The organism is Buchnera aphidicola str. Ua (Uroleucon ambrosiae), assembly GCF_000225465.1.
GTDB lineage: Bacteria > Pseudomonadota > Gammaproteobacteria > Enterobacterales > Enterobacteriaceae > Buchnera > Buchnera aphidicola_B.
This window is the reverse complement of record NC_017259.1, coordinates 39,903-60,095: the sequence shown is the minus strand read 5'-3', so window position 1 is coordinate 60,095 and position 20,193 is coordinate 39,903. Positions and strand designations below refer to the sequence as shown.

Annotated in this window: 16 protein-coding genes and 4 tRNA genes; 14 read left to right on the top strand and 6 right to left on the bottom strand. The window is 25.3% G+C overall.

Annotation, left to right across the window (positions count from 1 at the left end; translation table 11 throughout):
• Nucleotides 1-19 precede the first annotated feature (19 nt).
• Both dnaG and rpoD read left to right on the top strand, forming a co-directional pair.
• Complete coding sequence (gene dnaG / locus BUAMB_RS00265) at nucleotides 20-1,753, top strand: DNA primase (protein ID WP_014499787.1); 1,734 nt, start codon at nucleotides 20-22, stop codon at nucleotides 1,751-1,753.
• A gap of 146 nt (nucleotides 1,754-1,899) precedes the next feature.
• Complete coding sequence (gene rpoD, locus BUAMB_RS00260; RefSeq protein ID WP_014499786.1) at nucleotides 1,900-3,726, top strand: RNA polymerase sigma factor RpoD; 1,827 nt, start codon at nucleotides 1,900-1,902, stop codon at nucleotides 3,724-3,726.
• A gap of 101 nt (nucleotides 3,727-3,827) precedes the next feature.
• Here rpoD and cysE read toward each other — a convergent pair whose 3' ends face one another.
• The 6 genes from cysE to metF all read right to left on the bottom strand — a co-directional run bounded on the left by cysE (nucleotide 3,828) and on the right by metF (nucleotide 10,701).
• Nucleotides 3,828-4,652, bottom strand: a complete 825-nt coding sequence (gene cysE, locus BUAMB_RS00255) for a serine O-acetyltransferase (protein WP_014499785.1) — start codon at nucleotides 4,650-4,652, stop codon at nucleotides 3,828-3,830.
• An 86-nt stretch (nucleotides 4,653-4,738) separates the two neighbouring features.
• Entirely contained in the window at nucleotides 4,739-5,182 is a 444-nt protein-coding gene (gene secB, locus BUAMB_RS00250; protein WP_014499784.1) for a protein-export chaperone SecB, read from the bottom strand.
• Nucleotides 5,183-5,294: 112 nt separating this feature from the next.
• Nucleotides 5,295-5,735: a rhodanese-like domain-containing protein gene (locus tag BUAMB_RS00245; RefSeq protein WP_014499783.1), complete on the bottom strand. Its 441-nt coding sequence runs from the start codon at nucleotides 5,733-5,735 to the stop codon at nucleotides 5,295-5,297.
• Nucleotides 5,736-5,850: 115 nt separating this feature from the next.
• Entirely contained in the window at nucleotides 5,851-7,230 is a 1,380-nt protein-coding gene (argH, locus tag BUAMB_RS00240) for an argininosuccinate lyase (protein WP_014499782.1), read from the bottom strand.
• Nucleotides 7,231-7,302: 72 nt separating this feature from the next.
• The gene (locus BUAMB_RS00235; RefSeq protein ID WP_014499781.1) at nucleotides 7,303-8,514 is read right to left on the bottom strand and encodes an argininosuccinate synthase; all 1,212 of its coding nucleotides are present in this window, start codon (nucleotides 8,512-8,514) and stop codon (nucleotides 7,303-7,305) included.
• A gap of 1,308 nt (nucleotides 8,515-9,822) precedes the next feature.
• Nucleotides 9,823-10,701: a methylenetetrahydrofolate reductase gene (gene metF / locus BUAMB_RS00230; RefSeq protein ID WP_014499780.1), complete on the bottom strand. Its 879-nt coding sequence runs from the start codon at nucleotides 10,699-10,701 to the stop codon at nucleotides 9,823-9,825.
• 100 nt (nucleotides 10,702-10,801) lie between these two features.
• Here metF and murB point away from each other — a divergent pair, with 100 nt between their 5' ends.
• The 12 genes from murB to rpoB all read left to right on the top strand — a co-directional run bounded on the left by murB (nucleotide 10,802) and on the right by rpoB (nucleotide 20,147).
• Nucleotides 10,802-11,863 carry a UDP-N-acetylmuramate dehydrogenase gene (gene murB / locus BUAMB_RS00225; RefSeq protein ID WP_014499779.1) on the top strand — a complete coding sequence of 354 codons (1,062 nt, stop codon included), beginning with the start codon at nucleotides 10,802-10,804 and terminating at the stop codon, nucleotides 11,861-11,863.
• A 127-nt stretch (nucleotides 11,864-11,990) separates the two neighbouring features.
• A tRNA-Thr gene (locus BUAMB_RS00220) sits at nucleotides 11,991-12,063 on the top strand.
• 38 nt (nucleotides 12,064-12,101) lie between these two features.
• Nucleotides 12,102-12,183 (top strand) — tRNA-Tyr (locus BUAMB_RS00215).
• 25 nt (nucleotides 12,184-12,208) lie between these two features.
• Nucleotides 12,209-12,280: transfer RNA gene (locus BUAMB_RS00210), tRNA-Gly, on the top strand.
• Between the two features lie 26 nt (nucleotides 12,281-12,306).
• A tRNA-Thr gene (locus BUAMB_RS00205) sits at nucleotides 12,307-12,379 on the top strand.
• Nucleotides 12,380-12,607: 228 nt separating this feature from the next.
• Nucleotides 12,608-12,991, top strand: coding sequence for a preprotein translocase subunit SecE (gene secE / locus BUAMB_RS00200; protein ID WP_014499778.1), 384 nt, complete (start codon nucleotides 12,608-12,610; stop codon nucleotides 12,989-12,991).
• Between the two features lie 6 nt (nucleotides 12,992-12,997).
• Nucleotides 12,998-13,537, top strand: coding sequence for a transcription termination/antitermination protein NusG (gene nusG / locus BUAMB_RS00195; RefSeq protein ID WP_014499777.1), 540 nt, complete (start codon nucleotides 12,998-13,000; stop codon nucleotides 13,535-13,537).
• 39 nt (nucleotides 13,538-13,576) lie between these two features.
• Nucleotides 13,577-14,005, top strand: a complete 429-nt coding sequence (gene rplK / locus BUAMB_RS00190) for a 50S ribosomal protein L11 (protein ID WP_014499776.1) — start codon at nucleotides 13,577-13,579, stop codon at nucleotides 14,003-14,005.
• A 1-nt stretch (nucleotide 14,006) separates the two neighbouring features.
• A complete protein-coding gene (rplA, locus tag BUAMB_RS00185; protein WP_014499775.1) occupies nucleotides 14,007-14,702 on the top strand; it encodes a 50S ribosomal protein L1 in 696 nt (231 codons plus the stop codon).
• A 270-nt stretch (nucleotides 14,703-14,972) separates the two neighbouring features.
• On the top strand, nucleotides 14,973-15,470 hold the full coding sequence (gene rplJ / locus BUAMB_RS00180) for a 50S ribosomal protein L10 (protein ID WP_014499774.1): 498 nt from the start codon (nucleotides 14,973-14,975) through the stop codon (nucleotides 15,468-15,470).
• A gap of 65 nt (nucleotides 15,471-15,535) precedes the next feature.
• On the top strand, nucleotides 15,536-15,904 hold the full coding sequence (rplL, locus tag BUAMB_RS00175; protein WP_014499773.1) for a 50S ribosomal protein L7/L12: 369 nt from the start codon (nucleotides 15,536-15,538) through the stop codon (nucleotides 15,902-15,904).
• A 217-nt stretch (nucleotides 15,905-16,121) separates the two neighbouring features.
• The gene (gene rpoB / locus BUAMB_RS00170) at nucleotides 16,122-20,147 is read left to right on the top strand and encodes a DNA-directed RNA polymerase subunit beta (protein ID WP_014499772.1); all 4,026 of its coding nucleotides are present in this window, start codon (nucleotides 16,122-16,124) and stop codon (nucleotides 20,145-20,147) included.
• The last annotated feature ends 46 nt before the right edge of the window (nucleotides 20,148-20,193 follow it).

The window sequence follows — 20,193 nt, the reverse complement described above, 5'->3', positions numbered from 1 at the left end:
ATATAATATACTAAAATATATGCCTGGAAAAATACCTAAAGATTTTATTACTGAACTACTATTTCGTACAAATATTGTAGAATTAATTAATAGAAGATTGATCTTAAAAAAATGCGGTCAAAACTATAAAGCTAATTGTCCTTTTCATGATGATAACACTCCATCGTTTACTGTTAATAAAGAAAAACAATTTTACTATTGTTTTGGATGTAATGCACATGGCAATGCTATTGATTTTTTAATACAATATGAACATTTAAGTTTTATAGAAAGTATTGAAGAACTAGCGTTAATGCATGGTATGAATATCCCATTTGAACAAACTACTCAACATAACTTATATTTTAAAAAACAAACATTATATTTATTAATGCAGAAAATGTGTAAATTATATCAAGAAAATATTAATTTTACTAATTCAGCAAAAAAATATTTGTCTGATAGAGGTATTAATAAAAAAATGGTTGATTTTTTTTTAATTGGAGTTTCTAGTTTTAACTGGAATGAGTTTTGCACAAAATTAAAAATCAATAAAATATTTGAACAAGAATTATTAACGCATAATATTATTGCAATTAATGCTAAAGGATATAAATATGATAGATTACAGGGACGTATTGTATTTCCTATACAAGATCATCATGGTAGAATTGTAGGTTTTGGAGGTCGTACATTAAATAATATCTTACCAAAATATTTGAACTCACCTGAAACATATATTTTTTATAAACGCAAACAAATTTATGGATTGTATCAAGTTAAACAAAAATGTTCTAAACCTTTATACTTATTAGTTGTAGAAGGATTCATTGATGTTATTACATTGACTCAATATAATATAAATTATGTTGTTTCTTCTTTAGGTACTGCAACAACTAGTGAACATATTCAACTTTTATTTCAAAATACAAATTTAGTTATATACTGCTATGATGGTGATGAAGCAGGAAAAAATGCAGCCTGGCAAACTTTAAAAAAAGCACTACCATATATATCAGAAACAAAAACATTAAAATTTATATTATTACCAAATAATGAAGATCCTGATACTATTATTAGAAAAGAAGGTCGAGAAAAATTTCAAAAACGTATTAATAATGCAATAACCATGTCAAAATTTTTTTTTAAAAATATACTAAAAAATGTTAATTTATCATCTAATGATGATAAATTTTATTTAAGTGCTCGTGCTTTACCATTAATTAATACGATTTCTAGTGATACAATTCGAATTTATTTACGTCAAATATTAGCAAGAATGATAGGAATTTTAGATGATGATCAATTTGAAAAATTTTTATATGAAAAAGAAATTAAAAAAAAATATAGATCACATTTTCAAATTAAATATACTCCAATGCGTATATTAATAAGCTTGCTTGTGCAAAATCCAAGTTTATCAAAAGCCGCTCCTGAAATAGTAAAATTTCAAAAATTTAAATTAAAAGGACTCCCTATTTTTCTAGAAATATTACAAACATGTCTCGATTATCCTAATATTAATACAGGTCAATTATTAGAATTATATAGAAATACAAAAATTATTAATATTTTAAAAATATTATCTAAATGGGATCATATGATTGTTAAAAAAGAAATTCAAAATATGTTTTTAGATTTGTTAACTAATATATATAATAAAATTCTTGAAGCAAGACAAGAATATCTGATTGCTCAAGAAAGAATAAAAGGACTAACAATTAATGAAAAAAAAGAAATTTGGTCTATCAATAAAGCATTATCTAAAAAATAATATTAAATTTTATAAAAAATATAATATTAACTAAATATTTTCATATTTATTCATTGCTTGAAAATTTTTATAATCATTTTATTACTCATTATTGACTAAACAGTCAATTAATATTCATTAAATTAATACAATCTGGATACCGTATTATGGATCAAAACCCACAGTCGCAACTTAAACTACTTATAACACACGGAAAAGAGCAAGGATATTTAACTTATTCTGAAGTTAATGATCATTTACCAGAAGATATAATTGATTCTGAACAAATTAATGATATTATTCAAATGATCAATGATATGGGCATTCCAGTAGTTGAAGAAGCACCTGACGCTGATGATCTAATCTTAAATGAAATTAATACAGATACCGATGAAGATGCAGTTGAAGCAGCAACTCAAGTACTATCTAGTGTAGAATCAGAATTAGGACGAACTACAGATCCTGTTCGCATGTATATGAGAGAAATGGGAACTGTTGAATTGTTAACACGAGAAGGAGAAATTGATATAGCTAAACGTATTGAAGAAGGTATTAATCAAGTTCAATGCTCAGTCTCAGAATATCCAGAAGCAATTACATACCTTCTTGATCAATATGATCGTGTAAAAACTGGACAAATACGATTATCAGATATAATAACAGGATTTGTTGATCCGAATGCAGAAGAAATATTTTCCCCGACAGCTCTACATATAGGTTCTGAACTCTTAGAAGAAGAACAAAACAATGAAGAAGATCACGAAAATCATGAAGACGATCATTCTATTGATCCAGAACTAGCTAATGAAAAATTTTCTGCATTACGTATGCAATATAATAATACTAATAAAACTATAAAAAATAAAAATAGAAAACATGAAGATTCATTATTAGAAATTTATCATTTATCAGAAATATTTAAGCAATTTCGATTAGTTCCAAAACAATTTGATCATTTAGTTAATAACATGCGAAATATGATGGAAAGAGTAAGAAAACAAGAAAGAATTATTATAAAATTATGTGTTGATATTTGTAAAATGCCAAAAAAAAATTTTCTTAAAATTTTTCCAGTTCAAAATATCGATCATGTTTGGTTTATTCAAGAACAAAATAAAAATCAACCATGGTCTGAAAACTTAACAAAAGTTCAAGATGATGTGTTTATCAGTATAAAAAAATTAATTGAAATAGAAAAAGAAACAGGCTTAACAATTGAACAAGTAAAAGATATTAATAAACGCATGTCTATTGGAGAACTAAAAGCTAAACGTGCAAAAAAAGAAATGGTAGAAGCTAATTTAAGACTAGTGATCTCTATTGCAAAAAAATATACAAATAGAGGTTTACAATTCTTAGATTTAATACAAGAGGGAAATATTGGTTTAATGAAGGCTGTTGATAAATTTGAATACCGTCGAGGTTATAAATTTTCCACATATGCTACTTGGTGGATTCGTCAAGCAATTACTCGTTCTATTGCTGACCAAGCTCGAACAATTCGAATTCCAGTACATATGATTGAAACAATTAATAAATTAAATCGTATTTCTAGACAAATGTTACAAGAAATAGGACGAGAACCAACGCCAGAAGAATTATCTGAAAAAATGTTTATTCCTGAAGATAAAATTAGAAAAGTATTAAAAATAGCTAAGGAACCAATCTCTATGGAAACTCCAATTGGAGATGATGATGATTCACATTTAGGAGATTTCATAGAAGATACAACTTTAGAATTACCATTAGATTCTGCTACATCTGAAAGTTTAAGATCAGCAACACATGATGTGTTATCAGGTTTAACAGCTCGTGAAGCAAAAGTACTACGTATGCGTTTTGGAATTGATATGAATACTGATCACACTTTAGAAGAAGTGGGAAAACAATTTGATGTTACTAGAGAAAGAATACGACAAATAGAAGCTAAGGCATTAAGAAAATTACGTCATCCAAGTAGATCAGAAGTATTACGTAGTTTTTTAGATGATTAAATTTTAATTAATTAAATATAAAATAAAACTTCTGTATTAATATAAGTATATTAATCATAGTTTTTATAAAACAGAAGTTTTTATTTTATATATAAAATTTATTAAATTCCATCACCATATTGAAAATTATTTAAATAAGATACATTATTTTTTTGTTCTTGTAAAAATTGTTTTTTATTATCTAGATTATTTATAATTTTAGCTGGTGTACCAACGACTGTAACATAAGCAGGAATATTTTTTACAACTACTGCACCAGCCCCTATCTTAGCTTTTAATCCGATTTCAATATTACCTAAAATTTTGGCGCCTGCACCAATTATCACTCCTCTTCGAATAGTAGGATGTCTATTTTTTCCTAAATCTTTACCAGTACTACCTAAAGTAACAGAATGAAAAATTGAAACATCATCTTCTATATTAACAGTTTCACCAATAACAATACCATTTGCATGATCTAACATGACACCAGATCCAATATATGCAGCTGGATGAATATCTACTGAAAATTCAGAAGATATTCTACTGTGTAAATATTGTGATAATGATTTTTTATTGATACGCCATAAATAATGGCTAATTCTATATGCTTCTAAAGCATGAAAACCTTTCAAATATAAAAGAGGTATTAAATAATTATTTACTGCTGGATCACGTTCTAAAATAGCTTCAATATCTCGTACTATATATTTTAACATACAATGATTCTCTAAATATACATGATCAAATATCTTTTGAAGAGTTTTTTTAGGAAAAATAGATGTAGATAATTTATTTGCTAATATATAACTTAAAGCATTAATAAAACTTTTGTGTTGTAATATAGAATTATAATAAAAATTTGATAAGATTGGTTCTTTTTTTGAAAATAAATAAGTTTGATTAAGTATTTTGCGCCATATTTTTGATATTTTCAAAAAATACATTATTTTCTCCTGACATGATATTATAATAATTGTAATAATATTTTGATATTTGCATTATTAAACATCGACATATTATATTAATTATTTTATTGATATTCTTTTAATTTAATATGATTCTCATAAAGAGCATCAAAATTAATAGGTGCAAGATTAATTGGAGGAAAACTTCCATGAGATATTAAATTAGAAATATTAGAACGAGCATAAGGAAATAAAATATTTGGACAATCAGAATATAAACAATGTTTTAATTTTTGTTGATTTATCTGAATAATTAAAAAAATACCAGCTTGATCTAAATCACATAAAAATGCTAATTGTTCTTGAATTTTAACTGTAATCTGTATTTTCAAAACAATTTCAAACATATGTTTTTCTATTTCTTTTACTGTATTATTGATATTTAATTTAACATTTGGTATCCAGTCATAATAAAAAATATTAGGTGTATTAGGAGCTTCAAAAGAAGCATCTTTTATATAAATACGTTTAATTTCAAAAAATTCTTTTTGATTTTTTTCATCTAACATAATATGTCCAAAAATAAAATTTTTTTTGTTAATTAATGATATGTAAATATTTTTATTAAAAAATATTATTTATAAAACAATACATAAAAAACTTTTTTTAGTATAAAAATGATTAATGATCTATTTTTTTAACAAACAAAGGTAAATTTTCTAAATTCCAATCATATAAACCATTCTTTAAAATATAAACATTCTTAAATCCATGTTTTAATAGTTCTTTCATACACTTATTATACTCATATGTATTATTTAAAATAAGAATAATAGGAAAAATCTTATATTTTTTTATTTGATTAACATTTCCTAAAAAAATATTTTCTAATGGAATATTAATAGAATTTATAATATGTCCTGTTTTAAAAATTTCAGCAGTACGAGTATCAAAAACAATTGCTTTATCTTCATTAATTAACTTAATTGCTTGAATATTATTAATAATTTTTGATTGTATAAATATGTTTTTAGTAGAAGAAAAAAATAACATAATTAAACAAAAAAACCAAAAACTGACTAATACAATATGTTCACTAATAAACAAAAATAAATCTTGCATAAATGATATTTCCTAATATTTTATATTTTATAAATAAATTAACTGAGCATTTAAAAAATTTTAAATGCTAGTTAATCAATGTAAATCAATAGTATTTTATAGAAAATAAAATATATTAAAAAATATTTAATCGTTTTTTTGCTGTTATTATTTCTTGATCAACTTGATATGGTGCTACACCACCTTTTGATATTCTTTTTAAGAGACAAGATTCTAAAGTAATATGTTTATATATATCATCTTCAATAAGATTACTATAAATATGAAATATAGATAATGTTAAAGAATGTAAAGGTTGGTGTAATTTAATTGCATGAAGTACTATTTGACCAGATATTTTATGAGCTTCACGAAACGTTAAGCCTTTTTTGACTAAATAATCTGCAATTTCTGTTGCATTAGCATAACCTGCTTCTGCAGCTTGGCGACATATATCATGTTTTATTTTTATATTTTTTAAAACTAAAATAGTCATGCATAAACAATTATTCCATGTTTTTATGGCATCAAATAAACCTTCTTTATCTTCTTGCATATCTTTATTATAAGATAATGGAAGAGATTTTAATATGACTAAAATAGACATTAAAGAACCATAAACACGACCGCATTTAGATCGAATTAATTCTAATGCATCTGGATTTTTTTTTTGAGGCATTAATGATGAACCAGATGTAATAGCATCAGATAATTCAATAAAATTCGCTTCACCTGAATTAAAAAAAATGATATCTTCAGAAAATCTTGAGAGATGCATCATACTTATAGAAGCAGTAGATAATAATTCAATGACATAATCACGATCAGAAACACTATCTAGTGCATTATTTGTTGCAGAATGAAATCCAAGAGATACAGCAAGTTCTTCACGATCAATGTTCCATGCTGTACCAGAAAGAGCACCTGAACCAAGAGGACTAATATTTAATCTTTTTAAAATATTTTTTAAACGACTAACATCTCGTTTTAACATTTCTACATATGCTAAACACCAATAAGCAAAAGTAATTGGTTGGGCTCTTTGTAAATGTGTGTAACCTGGCATAATAACATTTTTATTAGCTTCAGCAAGAATAATAAATCTTATTTGTAACTTAATAAGATTATCTAATAAAATATCAATTATTTTTCTACACCATAACTTTAAATCAGTTGTGATTTGATCATTTCGACTACGACCAGTATGTAATTTTTTACCTAATTCTCCAATTTTATTAATTAATTGTTCTTCAACCCAACTATGAATATCTTCACAATCACTTAAAAGAATATTTTTACTGTTAATTTTAATTTCTTTTAATAATTCAACAAGTGCATGCTCAATTGTAATTTGTTCTTTTTTACTAAGAATGTTACTCTTCATTAAAATTTTAGACCAAGCAATTGAAGCCGTTATATCTTCTTGTGCTAAGATATAATCAAATGATAAAGAAGTATTAAATTTTTTAAATAATTTATTTGATTCACCAATAAATCGTCCGCCCCAAAGTGCCATATATTATCTCGATAAAATTATAAATATAATTAAATTTTTTAATAAAAAAGTATCGTTCTATTTTTAATAAAATTATTTAAGTGCATTTTGTGCGCGTATTCTAGAAGATAAAGAAAATAAACGAATAAAACCATCTGCATCAGATTGTTTGTAAACTTCATCTTTTCCAAAAGTTGCATATTCTTCAGAATATAGTGAATAAGGAGATTTTTTTTGAATAGCTGTTACGACACCTTTAAATAATTTTAAAACAACTTCTCCTGTTATTTGTTGTGATAATGAATTTGCAGCTGCTTGTAAAGATTCACGTATTGGAGTAAACCAGCGTCCATCATAAACTACAGAAGACATTTCTAATGCTAGTTTTTCTCTCCACTGAAAACTTTCACGATCTAAAACTAATTGCTCAAGCGCTTTTATAGCTGTCATAATAATCGTACCTCCTGGTGTTTCATAACATCCCCTAGATTTCATCCCAACTAATCTATTTTCAACAATATCAATTCTACCAATACCATGTTTAGAACCTAATTTATTAAGCATTTCAACACATTTGCTAGGTTTTAAATTGATATTATTAACTGATATAACACAACCAGATTTTAAAATAAGTGAAACATATTCAGGTTGATTTGGAGCATCTTCAGGATCTACCGTCCAACTCCAGCAATCTTTATTAGATCTATTCCAAGGATTTTCAAGCAATCCTCCTTCTGTTGAAATATGCCAAGCATTTTCATCTTTACTATAAATTTTTTCGACTGTTGCAGTTGTAGAAATATTTTTTTGATGTAAATATTTTAGTAATGATTCTCTAGAATTAAGATGCCACTCTCTCCATGGAGCTATAATTCTTAAATGTGGAGCTAATGCTGCATATGCCATTTCAAAACGAACTTGATCATTACCTTTTCCTGTAGCACCATGACATAATGCATTTGCATTAATATTTAATGCTAATTCCACTTGTTTTTTGGCAATAATAGGCCTAGCCATTGCTGTGCCTAATAAATAACTACCTTCATATAAAGCTCCAGTTTTTAAAATAGGATAGACATAGTCTTCTATAAATTCTTCTTTTAAATCTGCAATATAACAACTAGATGCACCAGAATGTATAGACTTTTGATTAATTTCATCTAAATCTTGTTTAGATTGTCCTATATCAGCTACAAAAGCAATAACTTCAAAATTATAATTTTCTTTCAGCCATGGAATGATTGCTGAAGTGTCTAAACCTCCAGAATATGCTAAAACAACCTTTTTATGCTGACTTTTTTTCATATATTTAAACTCATCCTATTTGATGACAAAATTATAAATATCTAAATTAAAATGTTTATACTTATGAAGTAATAATAATTTAGTATTTACTAAATTACTAAAAGTTATAATTGTAAGAATAATTTATTTTTACAATAACAATTCTGTTAAATTTAGATTTATTTGAAATTCAATAATTTTAATAATCATAACTACCTTTTTTATTGTTTTAATTCAATATTATTCGTTTCTATTATTTTTATATTTTGTGTCTATATATAAAATTATTATTTAAATAACAAACAAACTATTTCTTAAAAAATAAAAAATATATTACTTTTAACTATAATTAATCTTTCATAAAAATGATTTTTAATAATTTTTATTAACAATAGATATAAAATTTATTTTGTGTATAAAAATTACTATATAATAATTATTGTTGAATATAATATAAATTATTCTCTAGTTATTTTAACTTTTATATTATTACATTTAAAAAAAAATCGCTTAACAACATATAATCTCTCTAATAAAAAAATAGCATTTTTTTTAATAAAATATATTGCATAATATATCTATATTTATATAAATATATTTGAATAAAATGATGATTAATTATTTTTTTAATTGATAATTCATTAAAATATCTGTATTATTATATAATCTATTTAAAAAAAATCTGTAATTAATAATTAATATAAAAAATTAATATCTATATCAAATTGAAAAAATTTTAATAATTAAACGCTCTATTAAAATAAAAATAATTATTTTTAATGAAATATGATACTGAATCAAATTTATAACAACTGTATATGTTTTTATTGATATATTTTTTTATTAAAATATTGTTTATAGTAAATTTTTAATGATTATATAAAAAATACAATATAAAATGATTAATAAACATATAATTTTATATTTTTATATGTTAAATTTCAATTAAATATCAGTGATATACTATTTATTTAATCAAACAAACTAATTTATTTTATTAAAATAAAAATAATATTTTTTATTTAAATTATCGAATCATCTAAATTTTTTCTTGACCATTCAAAAAATTAATAAATAAAGATAAAATAACAAAAAATTAACAAACTATATTGCAACTGTTTTAAAAATAATATATATATAAATCTAAACATTTTATTTAATACATAACTAATAAAATTTTGTATCTCAATAATTAAAAAATAAAATATTTAAAATACTTAAATATATATAAAAAATATTCTAATTATTTATCAAAATATCAATTATATTAAAAGTATGTATTACACAGACACTTTTATGACTGGCATTATAAAAGTATTATAAATAAAATTATAAACCTAAAATATTACAAATAGAATAAGTCATATCTAATTGATTTAAAGTGTAAAAATGAAAATTTTTTATTCCTTCAGAAGACAATTTTTTTATCATATCTATTGCTATATTTGTTCCTATAATTTTTTGTGTAAATATATCATTATCTAATCCATAAAACATATTTAACATCCATTTAGGTATTGTAACATTAGTCATTTTCAAAAAACGTTGTAATTGTTTAAAATTATAAATCGGCAAAATTCCAGGTATAATTTCAACTGTAATTCCATTTTTTATACAATTCTCACGAAACTCTAAATAACAATCTACATTAAAAAAAAATTGAGTAATAGCTCTATTTGCACCTGCATCAATTTTCTTTTTTAAATTAATAATATCTGCTTTAGAATTCTTTGATTCTGGATGTAATTCAGGATACGCTGCTACAGAAATATCAAAATCAGCTATTTTTTTTAATAACATGATTAAATCTGAAGCATACATAGTATGTTGATAATTTTTTTCTATTATATCTCCTCTTAGTGCAACAATATTCTTAATTCCATTATTCCAATATTTTTCTGCTATATATTTTAATTGACGAGGAGTGGAATTAACACAAGTTAAATGAGCTGCAGTAATAATTCCTGTTTTTTCTCGTATTTTTTTTACAATATTATATGTTTGTTGACGTTCCCCGCTATTTGCTCCATAAGTCACAGAAAAAAATTGTGGTTTTAATGTAGTTAGTTTATTAATAGTCAACCATAAATTTTGTTTTAAAGCATTTGTTTTAGGTGGAAAAAATTCAAAAGAACAATGTATACTATTTTTTATATTTTCTATTTTTTGATTCAATATATCTTGATAATATTCAGATAATATATTCATTTTTACATTCCATTTATTGTGTATAAAATGTTTTAAAAACTAATATAACATATAAAAAATATATATTTATTACCTTAATAATATCATTATTGCACATACTATGTATAAAAAAAAATGTTCTCGTAATCCATCATTAAAACATTTAAATACTTTTGCTATAGATATTACAGCAAAAAAAATTGTTTTTGTGACAACAATTCAGCAACTAATTGAGATATCAAAAAAATGTAAATTGTATAATATTCCTTATATAATTTTAGGTGAAGCAAGTAATATATTATTTTTACAAAATTATACAGGAGTAGTAATTTTTAATCGTATTAAAGGTATTAAGATAATTGAACAACATGACTCTTGGTTATTACATGTTAGTTCAGGGGAAAAATGGCATAATTTAGTAAAATTAACTTTAAATTTAGGTATTTTTGGATTAGAAAATTTAGCATTCATTCCTGGTTACATCGGATCTGCAGCAATTCAAAATATCGGAGCATATGGTCTAGAATTTAAAGATATCTGTCAATATGTTGAAATTCTATCCTTAAAAAATTGTACAAAAATGAAAATATATAAAAAATTTTGTCAATTTTCTTATCGAAATAGTATTTTTAAATATAAATACGAAAATGAATACGCAATTATTAAAGTGGGAATAAAAATATTAAAAAATTGGAAACCTATTATCTTATCTTCAATGAAACATTATATTCAAAAAAAAAATATTAATGCATATCAAATATTTAATATAATATGTAAAATACGTAAAAATAAACTACCTGATCCAAAGAAAACTGGTAATGCTGGTAGTTTTTTTAAAAATCCTATTATTACACAAAAAAAACTAAAAAAACTTATATCTTTATATAAAAGCATACCATATTTCCCTCAAAAAAATAGTTTAGTAAAAATTTCTGCTGGTTGGTTGATTGATAATTATAAATTTAATAATATACATATTGGTGATGCAAGTATTTATCAAAAACAAAAACTTATCTTAATTAATAAAAAAAATGCTACTCCCCAAGATATTATACAATTAGCAAAAATAATACATTCATGTATTTTAAATAAATTTCATATCTCATTAGAACCAGAAATAGATTTCATTGGAGCATTCGGAAAAATAAAATCATTAGATGTTTTAAATCACAAAGTATATTAAATAGATATAATAGATATAAAATAATTATTTACGATAAAAAACTTGCAATACCATTTAAAAATTATATAATATATTTTATTAAAAAAGAATGTAATCTTTTTGAAAATTAATAATAACATAAAATATAGCCGGCTTAGCTCAGCAGGTAGAGCAACTGACTTGTAATCAGTAGGTCACCAGTTCAATTCCGGTAGCCGGCAAATTATTAATATAATATAATAATTATTAAATCATTATAGGTGGGATTCCCGAGCGGCCAAAGGGAGCAGACTGTAAATCTGATGTCATAGACTTCGAAGGTTCGAATCCTTCTCCCACCATAAAAATATTAAAAATTATATAAATGCGGACATCGTATAATGGCTATTACCTCAGCCTTCCAAGCTGATGACGCGGGTTCAATTCCCGCTGTCCGCTTAAAAAAATATAAAAAAATAAAATTTGCTGATATGGCTCAGTAGGTAGAGCACACCCTTGGTAAGGGTGAGGTCCCCAGTTCAATTCTGGGTATCAGCATGATAGAAATTATTTGATATCTTCTTTATTTTAGTTTAAATTATTTTCAAATCATTTATCATACATCTCACCTAATACTTTATTGTGAATAAATGCTTAACTTACCTCACAATCCATCAATCTATTTTTAAAAAAATAATTTATTTTTTTTGAGTAATCTTAACAAATAAATATTGACCATATAAAAATATTTTTTCTACTATTCTTTTAGAGTGTTCAGGAGTATGCATGAATAAAAACAACCATAATCAACAAAAATCTAAAATTCTAGAAAAAATAAAATGGTTATCTATATTATTTTTTTTTCTTTTATTATTGTTTTTTACATACTATTTTTATACAACACAATTATTAATTCGTATATTTATTACATTGCTTTTAATCTTATGTATAGGAGGAGTTTTTATATCTACAAAAAAAGGGAAACACATAATATCATGTATAATTATGTCAACAAAAGAAATGAAAAAAATTATATGGCCTACATATAAAGATACTTTATATACTACTTTAATTATCATTTCTGTCACAATTCTTATTTCTTTTCTATTATGGTGCATAGATAGTATAATATTTCGTTTGATAGCATTTATTATTAGTTTAAGGTTCTAAAAATGTATGAAAATAAAAAAAAAATGGTACGTATTACAAGCTTTTTCTGGTTTTGAAAGTCGTGTAGCACAGTCAATACGCGAACATGTAAAATTAAATGATATGCATGATTTCTTTGGAGAAGTCATGGTTCCTTCTCAAGAAGTAGTTGAAATCAGAGGTGGCCAACGTAGAAAAAGCGAATATAAATTTTTTCCTGGATATGTATTAATTCACATGATTATGACAGATTCAACTTGGCATTTAATTAGAAATATTCCTAAAGTGTTAGGATTTATTGGCGGAAAATCAGATAAACCTTCACCTATTAGTGATAAAGAAGTAGAAATTATTGTGAATAGACTGCGTCAAATTGGAGATAAACCAAGACCTAAAACTTTATTTGAACCAGGAGAAATGATTCGTGTTAATGATGGTCCTTTTTCAGATTTTAATGGTGTAGTAGAAGAAGTAGACTATGATAAAAGTAGATTAAAAGTATCTGTTTCTATTTTTGGAAGATCTACTCCTGTAGAACTTGATTTTAAACAAGTAGAAAAAAATTAATATTTTTTTTTTAAAATATTTATTAAAAAAGAGAAAACAATGGCAAAAAAAATACAATCTTATATTAAACTACAAGTTTCAGCTGGTACAGCTAACCCTAGTCCACCTATTGGGCCCGCTTTAGGACAAAAAGGTGTAAATATTATGGAATTTTGTAAATTATTTAATAAAAAAACAGAAAATATGGAAAAAGGTTTGCCGATACCTGTCATTATTACAGTATATACTGATCGTTCATTTACATTTATTACAAAAACTCCTCCAGCGTCTATATTATTAAAAAAATTATCTGGTATTAAATCAGGATCTAGTAAAAATAAATCTGAAATATCGGGGAAAATTAGTCGTGCACAAATCAAAGAAATAGCAGAAATTAAAAAAAATGACATGAGTGGATCTAATATTGAAAGCATGATGCGATCTATTGAAGGAACAGCAAAATCTATGGGACTAATAATTGAGGAATAATATGAAAAAAATAACTAAACGAATCAAAATAATTAAAGAGAATATTGATTGTAAAAAATTATATCATATTAATGAAATTATTAGTCTATTAAAAACAAAATCTACAGTAAAATTCAATGAAAGCATTGATATTGCTATTAATTTAGGAATTAATCCTAAAAAATCAGATCAAAATATAAGAGGCTCAACTATCTTACCAAATGGTCTTGGACGTTCTGTGCGAATAGCAGTTTTTACACAAGGGGAAAATATTGAAGTAGCTCAAAAACTAGGAGTAGAATTTGTAGGTATGCAAGATTTAGCGGATAAAATTAAAACAGAAGGTGTACATTTTAACACTGTTATCGCCTCTCCCGATGCGATGAAAATAGTAACACAATTAGGCCATATTCTTGGGCCTCGTAATTTAATGCCTAATTTAAAATTAGGAACAGTTACTACAAATATAGCGCAAGCAATTCAAAATGCAAAAACAGGACAAGTAAAATATCGAAATGATAAAAATGGTATCATTCATGCTACAATTGGTCGAGTTAGTTTTTCTGAAACACATATAAAAGAAAATTTTAATACATTTTTAGAATCTATTAAAAAATCTAAACCACCTCAATCAAAAGGAATATATATAAAAAAAATTACGTTATCAACAACTATGGGTATAGGATTAACAGTTGATCCATCTAATTTATCTATTTAATAAAATTATTTTTACTTTACTCCATACAAAAAATTAATTATAATAATGTCCTTTTTTTTAAATGTTTTGTTTCTATTTTATTTAAAATAAATCTAATTATATATTAATAAATACAGTTATGTAAAATCTTTATTTATAGTCAGATAGCAATAAAATATAATATAATTATATAACAAAATTTTTATTTGTAGTATAAAATTTTTTATAAAAAATAGTGCAATAAATTATCTCTCTAAAAATCAATTAAGATAAATAAGGAGAATCTGATAAATGGCATTAAGTCTTGATAAAAAAAAAATAATTGTTTCTAAAATCAATACACTATCTAATACAGCATTATCAGCAATAATAGCAGATTCTCAAAATATTTGTGTTAATAAAATTAACCAATTAAGAAAATCTGGACGTGAAATCGGCGTTAAAATGAGTATTATTCAAAATACTCTATTATCTTTAGCAATTCAAAACACTAACTTTGAATGTTTGAAAAAAAAAATAAAAGGTTCTACTTTTATTGGATATTCTATGATACATCCTGGTAGTTGTGCTAGATTATTTAAAGAATTTTCAAAAAATAATAAACAATTTAAAATTACAGGAGCAGCGTTTGAGGGAAAATTACTCTCCGAGTTAGAAATCAATCAACTTGCAGATATGCCAACTTATAAAGAAGCAATAATTAAACTTCTATTAACAATGAAGATATTAATTTCTGGTAAACTTATTTATACATTATCTGCTATAAAACAAAAAAAAGAAACCTCTTAAGGTTATTATTTTTGATGTATTAAAAACATCTAAAATAAATCTTATTGTTATTAGGAATGATTTTTATGTCTATTACTAAAGAACAAATTTTAGAAGCTGTATCAAAAATGTCAGTTATGAATGTTGTAGATCTTATTACAGCTATGGAAGAAAAATTTGGTGTTTCTGCTAGCATGTCTCTTAATAGTAACAATAATCATGAAAAAGAATCAAATGAAGAAAAAACAGAATTTGATGTTTTCTTGAAATCTATTGGTCCAAATAAAGTTCCAGTTATTAAAACAGTACGTAGTGCTACTGGATTAGGATTAAAAGAAGCAAAAGATTTAGTTGAATCAGCTCCAATAGTTTTAAAAGAAAATATTAGTAAAGAAGATGCAGAATCACTCAAAAAACAATTAGAAGATGTTGGTGCTGAAATAGAAATTAAATAATATATACACATTATAATTTAAAAAATTTTAAAATATGGCTGGTGATTATAATTCACCAGCTTTTTCGATCTAAAAAAATTTAAATCATTTTCTAAAAATATTTATAAAAAATGATTAAAACATTAAAAATATTTTAAAAACACTAAAACTGTATCCCCCTTCAGACAAAATGATAAATTAATTTTCTAACTTATCTATCAACGAAATTAGGAACCCCATGGTTTACTCTTATACTGAAAAAAAACGTATTCGTAAAGATTTTGGCAAACGTCCTAAAGTTTTAGATATACCATATCTTCTTTCGATTCAATTAGATTCTTTTAAAAAATTTATCCAACCAGATTTAAGTGGTCAACACGGTTTAGAAGCAGCATTTCGTTCTGTATTTCCTATTTATGGTTATAACGGTAACTCTGAATTACAATATGTTAGTTATCGTTTAGGAGAATCTATATTTGATGTAAAAGAATGTCAAATAAGAGGCGCGACTTACTCAGCACCACTAAGAGTAAGATTACGTTTAGTAATTTATGAACGTGAAATATTAGAAGCAACTGTTAAAGATATAAAAGAACAAGAAGTTTATATGGGTGAAATTCCATTAATGACCAACAATGGGACTTTTATAATTAATGGTACAGAACGAGTGGTAGTTTCTCAATTACATCGTAGCCCTGGAGTTTTTTTTGATAGTGATAAAGGGAAAACACATTCTTCAGGAAAAGTACTTTATAATGCTAGAATTATTCCTTATCGCGGATCTTGGCTAGATTTTGAATTTGACCCAAAAGATAATTTATTTGTTAGAATTGATAGACGCAGAAAACTACCCGTTAGTATTATTTTACGTGCTTTGAACTATAATACAGAAGAAATATTAAATATCTTTTTTGAAAAAAACATATTTAAAATAGGTAATGATATTAAATTAAAATTAGTTCCTGAAAGACTAAGAGGTGAAACAGCCTCTTTTGATATTAAAAAAAATGAAAAAATATATATAAAAAAAGGACGTCGTATTACTGCTAGACATATTCACGCATTAAAAAATGATAATATAACATGTATTATAGTTCCTACTGAATATATATTAGGTAGAGTTGTATCTAAAACTTATATAAATCAAAAAACAGGCGAAAAAATTATTTCTGCTAATACAGAATTATCTTTAGAAATATTAGAAAAATTAAAAAAAGCAGGATTTCATGATATTGAAACATTATTTACTAATGATTTAGATCATGGTCCATATATATCAGAAACATTACGAATAGATTCATCTCATGATCGCATGAGTGCTTTAATAGAGATTTATCGAGTAATGAGACCTGGAGAACCACCTACTAAAGAAGCTACAGAAAATTTATTTGAAAATTTATTTTTTTCTGAAGATAGATATGATCTTTCTTCTGTTGGTAGGATGAAATTTAATCGATCTCTTTTACGTCAAGAAATTGAAGGTTCAGGAACTTTGAATAAAGAAGATATTATTGATGTAATAAAAAAAATTATTGATATTCGAAATGGAAAAGGTGAAGTAGATGATATTGATCATTTAGGGAATCGACGTGTTAGATCAGTTGGTGAAATGGCAGAAAATCAATTTAGAATTGGTCTTGTAAGAGTAGAAAGAGCTGTAAAAGAAAGATTATCTATAGGTGATTTAGATACTCTTATGCCACAAGATGTAATTAATGCCAAACCAATATCAGCTGCTGTTAAAGAATTTTTTGGTTCTAGTCAATTATCACAATTTATGGATCAAAATAATCCTTTATCTGAAATTACACATAAAAGACGGATTTCAGCATTAGGGTTAGGAGGTTTAACTAGAGAACGAGCAGGATTTGAAGTGAGAGATGTTCATCCTACTCACTATGGACGCGTATGTCCTATCGAAACACCAGAAGGTCCAAATATTGGATTAATTAATTCTTTATCTGTATATGCTCAAACAAATTCATATGGATTTTTAGAAACACCTTATCGAAAAGTTAAAAATAGTTTAGTTACTCAGGAAATTAATTATTTATCAGCTATAGAAGAAGGTAAATATATTATTGCACAAGCTAACACTAATATTGATAAAAATGGTTTTTTTATTGACGATTTAATAACATGTCGACATAAAGGTGAATCCAGTTTATTTCATCCTCATCAAATTGATTATATGGATGTTTCTACTCAACAAATTGTTTCTGTTGGCGCATCTTTAATTCCTTTTCTTGAACACGACGATGCAAATCGAGCATTAATGGGCGCGAATATGCAACGTCAAGCAGTGCCTACTTTAAAAACAGATAAACCTTTAGTAGGAACGGGGATAGAACGAGCAGTAGCAGTAGATTCAGGAGTTACAGTAGTTGCTAAAAGAAATGGTTTTATTCAATATGTAGATGCTTCTCGTATTGTTATTAAAGTTGATGAAAAAGAAATACATTCTAGAGAAGCAGGAATTGATATTTATAATTTAACTAAATATACTCGATCAAATCAAAACACTTGCATTAATCAACATCCATGTGTCACATTAGGTGAACAAGTTAAAAAAGGAGATGTATTAGCAGATGGTCCATCTACTGATTTAGGTGAACTTGCTTTAGGACAAAACATGCGTGTAGCATTTATGCCTTGGAATGGATACAATTTTGAAGACTCAATTCTTGTATCAGAAAGAGTCGTACAAGAAGATCGTTTCACTACTATACATATTCAAGAATTATCTTGCATATCTCGAGATACTAAATTAGGTCCAGAAGATATTAGTTCTGATATACCTAATGTAGGAGAAGCCGCATTATCAAAATTAGATGAATCAGGTATTGTATATATTGGAGCTGAAGTCACTGGAGGTGATATACTAGTCGGAAAAGTTACTCCAAAAGGAGAAACTCAACTTACACCTGAAGAAAAATTATTACGTGCTATTTTTGGAGAAAAAGCATCAGATGTCAAAGATTCATCATTACGAGTACCTAATGGTGTATCAGGTACAGTAATAGACGTACAAATATTTACAAGAGATGGTGTAAAAAAAGATAAAAGAACTTTAGAAATTGAAGATATGCAGCTGAAACAAGTTAAAAAAGATCTGACTGAAGAATTTAAAATATTTGAATCTAGTTTATTTAATCATATCAAAAAAATATTAATCTCTTTTAATATTAATTTAGAACAACTGAATAGAACACCATATGAAAAATGGTTTTCTATTGATATAAAAGAAAAAAACAAAAAAAAAGTAATAGAAAAACTTGAAAAACAACATAATGAATTAAAATCAAAATTTGAAAAAAAAATTGACATGCAACGTCGAAAAATCACTCAAGGTGATGATCTTGCTCCAGGAATTTTAAAAATCGTTAAAGTATATTTAGCTGTTAAACGTCAAATTCAACCTGGTGATAAAATGGCAGGAAGACATGGAAATAAAGGAGTAATTTCAAAAATAAATCCAATTGAAGATATGCCTTATGATACAAATGGGGTACCAGTTGATATTGTTTTAAACCCTTTAGGCGTTCCTTCTCGTATGAATATTGGACAAATATTAGAAACACATCTAGGTATGGCGGCCAAGGGAATTGGGGATCAAATAAATAATATGTTAAAAAATCAACAAAATATATCCAATTTACGCGAATTTATACAACAAGCTTTTAACTTAGGTGATAACTTGCGTCAAAAAGTAAATTTTGATCAATTCTCAGACGAAGAAATATTATGTTTAGCACATAACTTTAAAAATGGATTACCTATTTCAACACCAGTTTTTGATGGTGCGCAAGAAAATGAAATAAAAAAAATGCTACAATTCGCAAATTTACCAACTTCTGGTCAAATTATTCTTTTTGATGGAAGAACAGGAGAAAAATTTGAACGACCTGTAACAGTTGGTTATATGTATATGCTTAAATTAAATCATTTAGTAGACGATAAAATGCATGCTCGTTCTACTGGTTCTTATAGTTTAGTTACTCAACAACCTTTAGGTGGAAAAGCTCAGTTTGGTGGACAACGTTTTGGTGAAATGGAAGTTTGGGCATTAGAAGCATACGGAGCTTCTTATACATTACAAGAAATGTTAACAGTAAAATCTGATGATGTAAATGGAAGAACGAGAATGTATAAAAATATCGTAGATGGAAATTATCAAATGGAACCTGGCATGCCAGAATCTTTTAACGTACTTTTAAAAGAAATTCGGTCTCTAGGTATTAATATTGAATTAGAAAGTGAATAAAAAATAGAATTAAATTCTAAAAATATTAATTGACTATCTTAAAAAA

What these genes read in the sequence shown, in the direction of transcription:
- dnaG (WP_014499787.1), top strand. Translation starts at nt 20, where the DNA reads ATGCCTGGAAAAATACCTAAAGATTTTATTACTGAACTACTATTTCGT.
- rpoD (WP_014499786.1), top strand. Translation starts at nt 1,900, where the DNA reads ATGGATCAAAACCCACAGTCGCAACTTAAACTACTTATAACACACGGA.
- cysE (WP_014499785.1), bottom strand. Translation starts at nt 4,652, where the DNA reads ATGTATTTTTTGAAAATATCAAAAATATGGCGCAAAATACTTAATCAA.
- secB (WP_014499784.1), bottom strand. Translation starts at nt 5,182, where the DNA reads ATGTTAGATGAAAAAAATCAAAAAGAATTTTTTGAAATTAAACGTATT.
- BUAMB_RS00245 (WP_014499783.1), bottom strand. Translation starts at nt 5,735, where the DNA reads ATGCAAGATTTATTTTTGTTTATTAGTGAACATATTGTATTAGTCAGT.
- argH (WP_014499782.1), bottom strand. Translation starts at nt 7,230, where the DNA reads ATGGCACTTTGGGGCGGACGATTTATTGGTGAATCAAATAAATTATTT.
- BUAMB_RS00235 (WP_014499781.1), bottom strand. Translation starts at nt 8,514, where the DNA reads ATGAAAAAAAGTCAGCATAAAAAGGTTGTTTTAGCATATTCTGGAGGT.
- metF (WP_014499780.1), bottom strand. Translation starts at nt 10,701, where the DNA reads ATGAATATATTATCTGAATATTATCAAGATATATTGAATCAAAAAATA.
- murB (WP_014499779.1), top strand. Translation starts at nt 10,802, where the DNA reads ATGTATAAAAAAAAATGTTCTCGTAATCCATCATTAAAACATTTAAAT.
- secE (WP_014499778.1), top strand. Translation starts at nt 12,608, where the DNA reads ATGAATAAAAACAACCATAATCAACAAAAATCTAAAATTCTAGAAAAA.
- nusG (WP_014499777.1), top strand. Translation starts at nt 12,998, where the DNA reads ATGAAAATAAAAAAAAAATGGTACGTATTACAAGCTTTTTCTGGTTTT.
- rplK (WP_014499776.1), top strand. Translation starts at nt 13,577, where the DNA reads ATGGCAAAAAAAATACAATCTTATATTAAACTACAAGTTTCAGCTGGT.
- rplA (WP_014499775.1), top strand. Translation starts at nt 14,007, where the DNA reads ATGAAAAAAATAACTAAACGAATCAAAATAATTAAAGAGAATATTGAT.
- rplJ (WP_014499774.1), top strand. Translation starts at nt 14,973, where the DNA reads ATGGCATTAAGTCTTGATAAAAAAAAAATAATTGTTTCTAAAATCAAT.
- rplL (WP_014499773.1), top strand. Translation starts at nt 15,536, where the DNA reads ATGTCTATTACTAAAGAACAAATTTTAGAAGCTGTATCAAAAATGTCA.
- rpoB (WP_014499772.1), top strand. Translation starts at nt 16,122, where the DNA reads ATGGTTTACTCTTATACTGAAAAAAAACGTATTCGTAAAGATTTTGGC.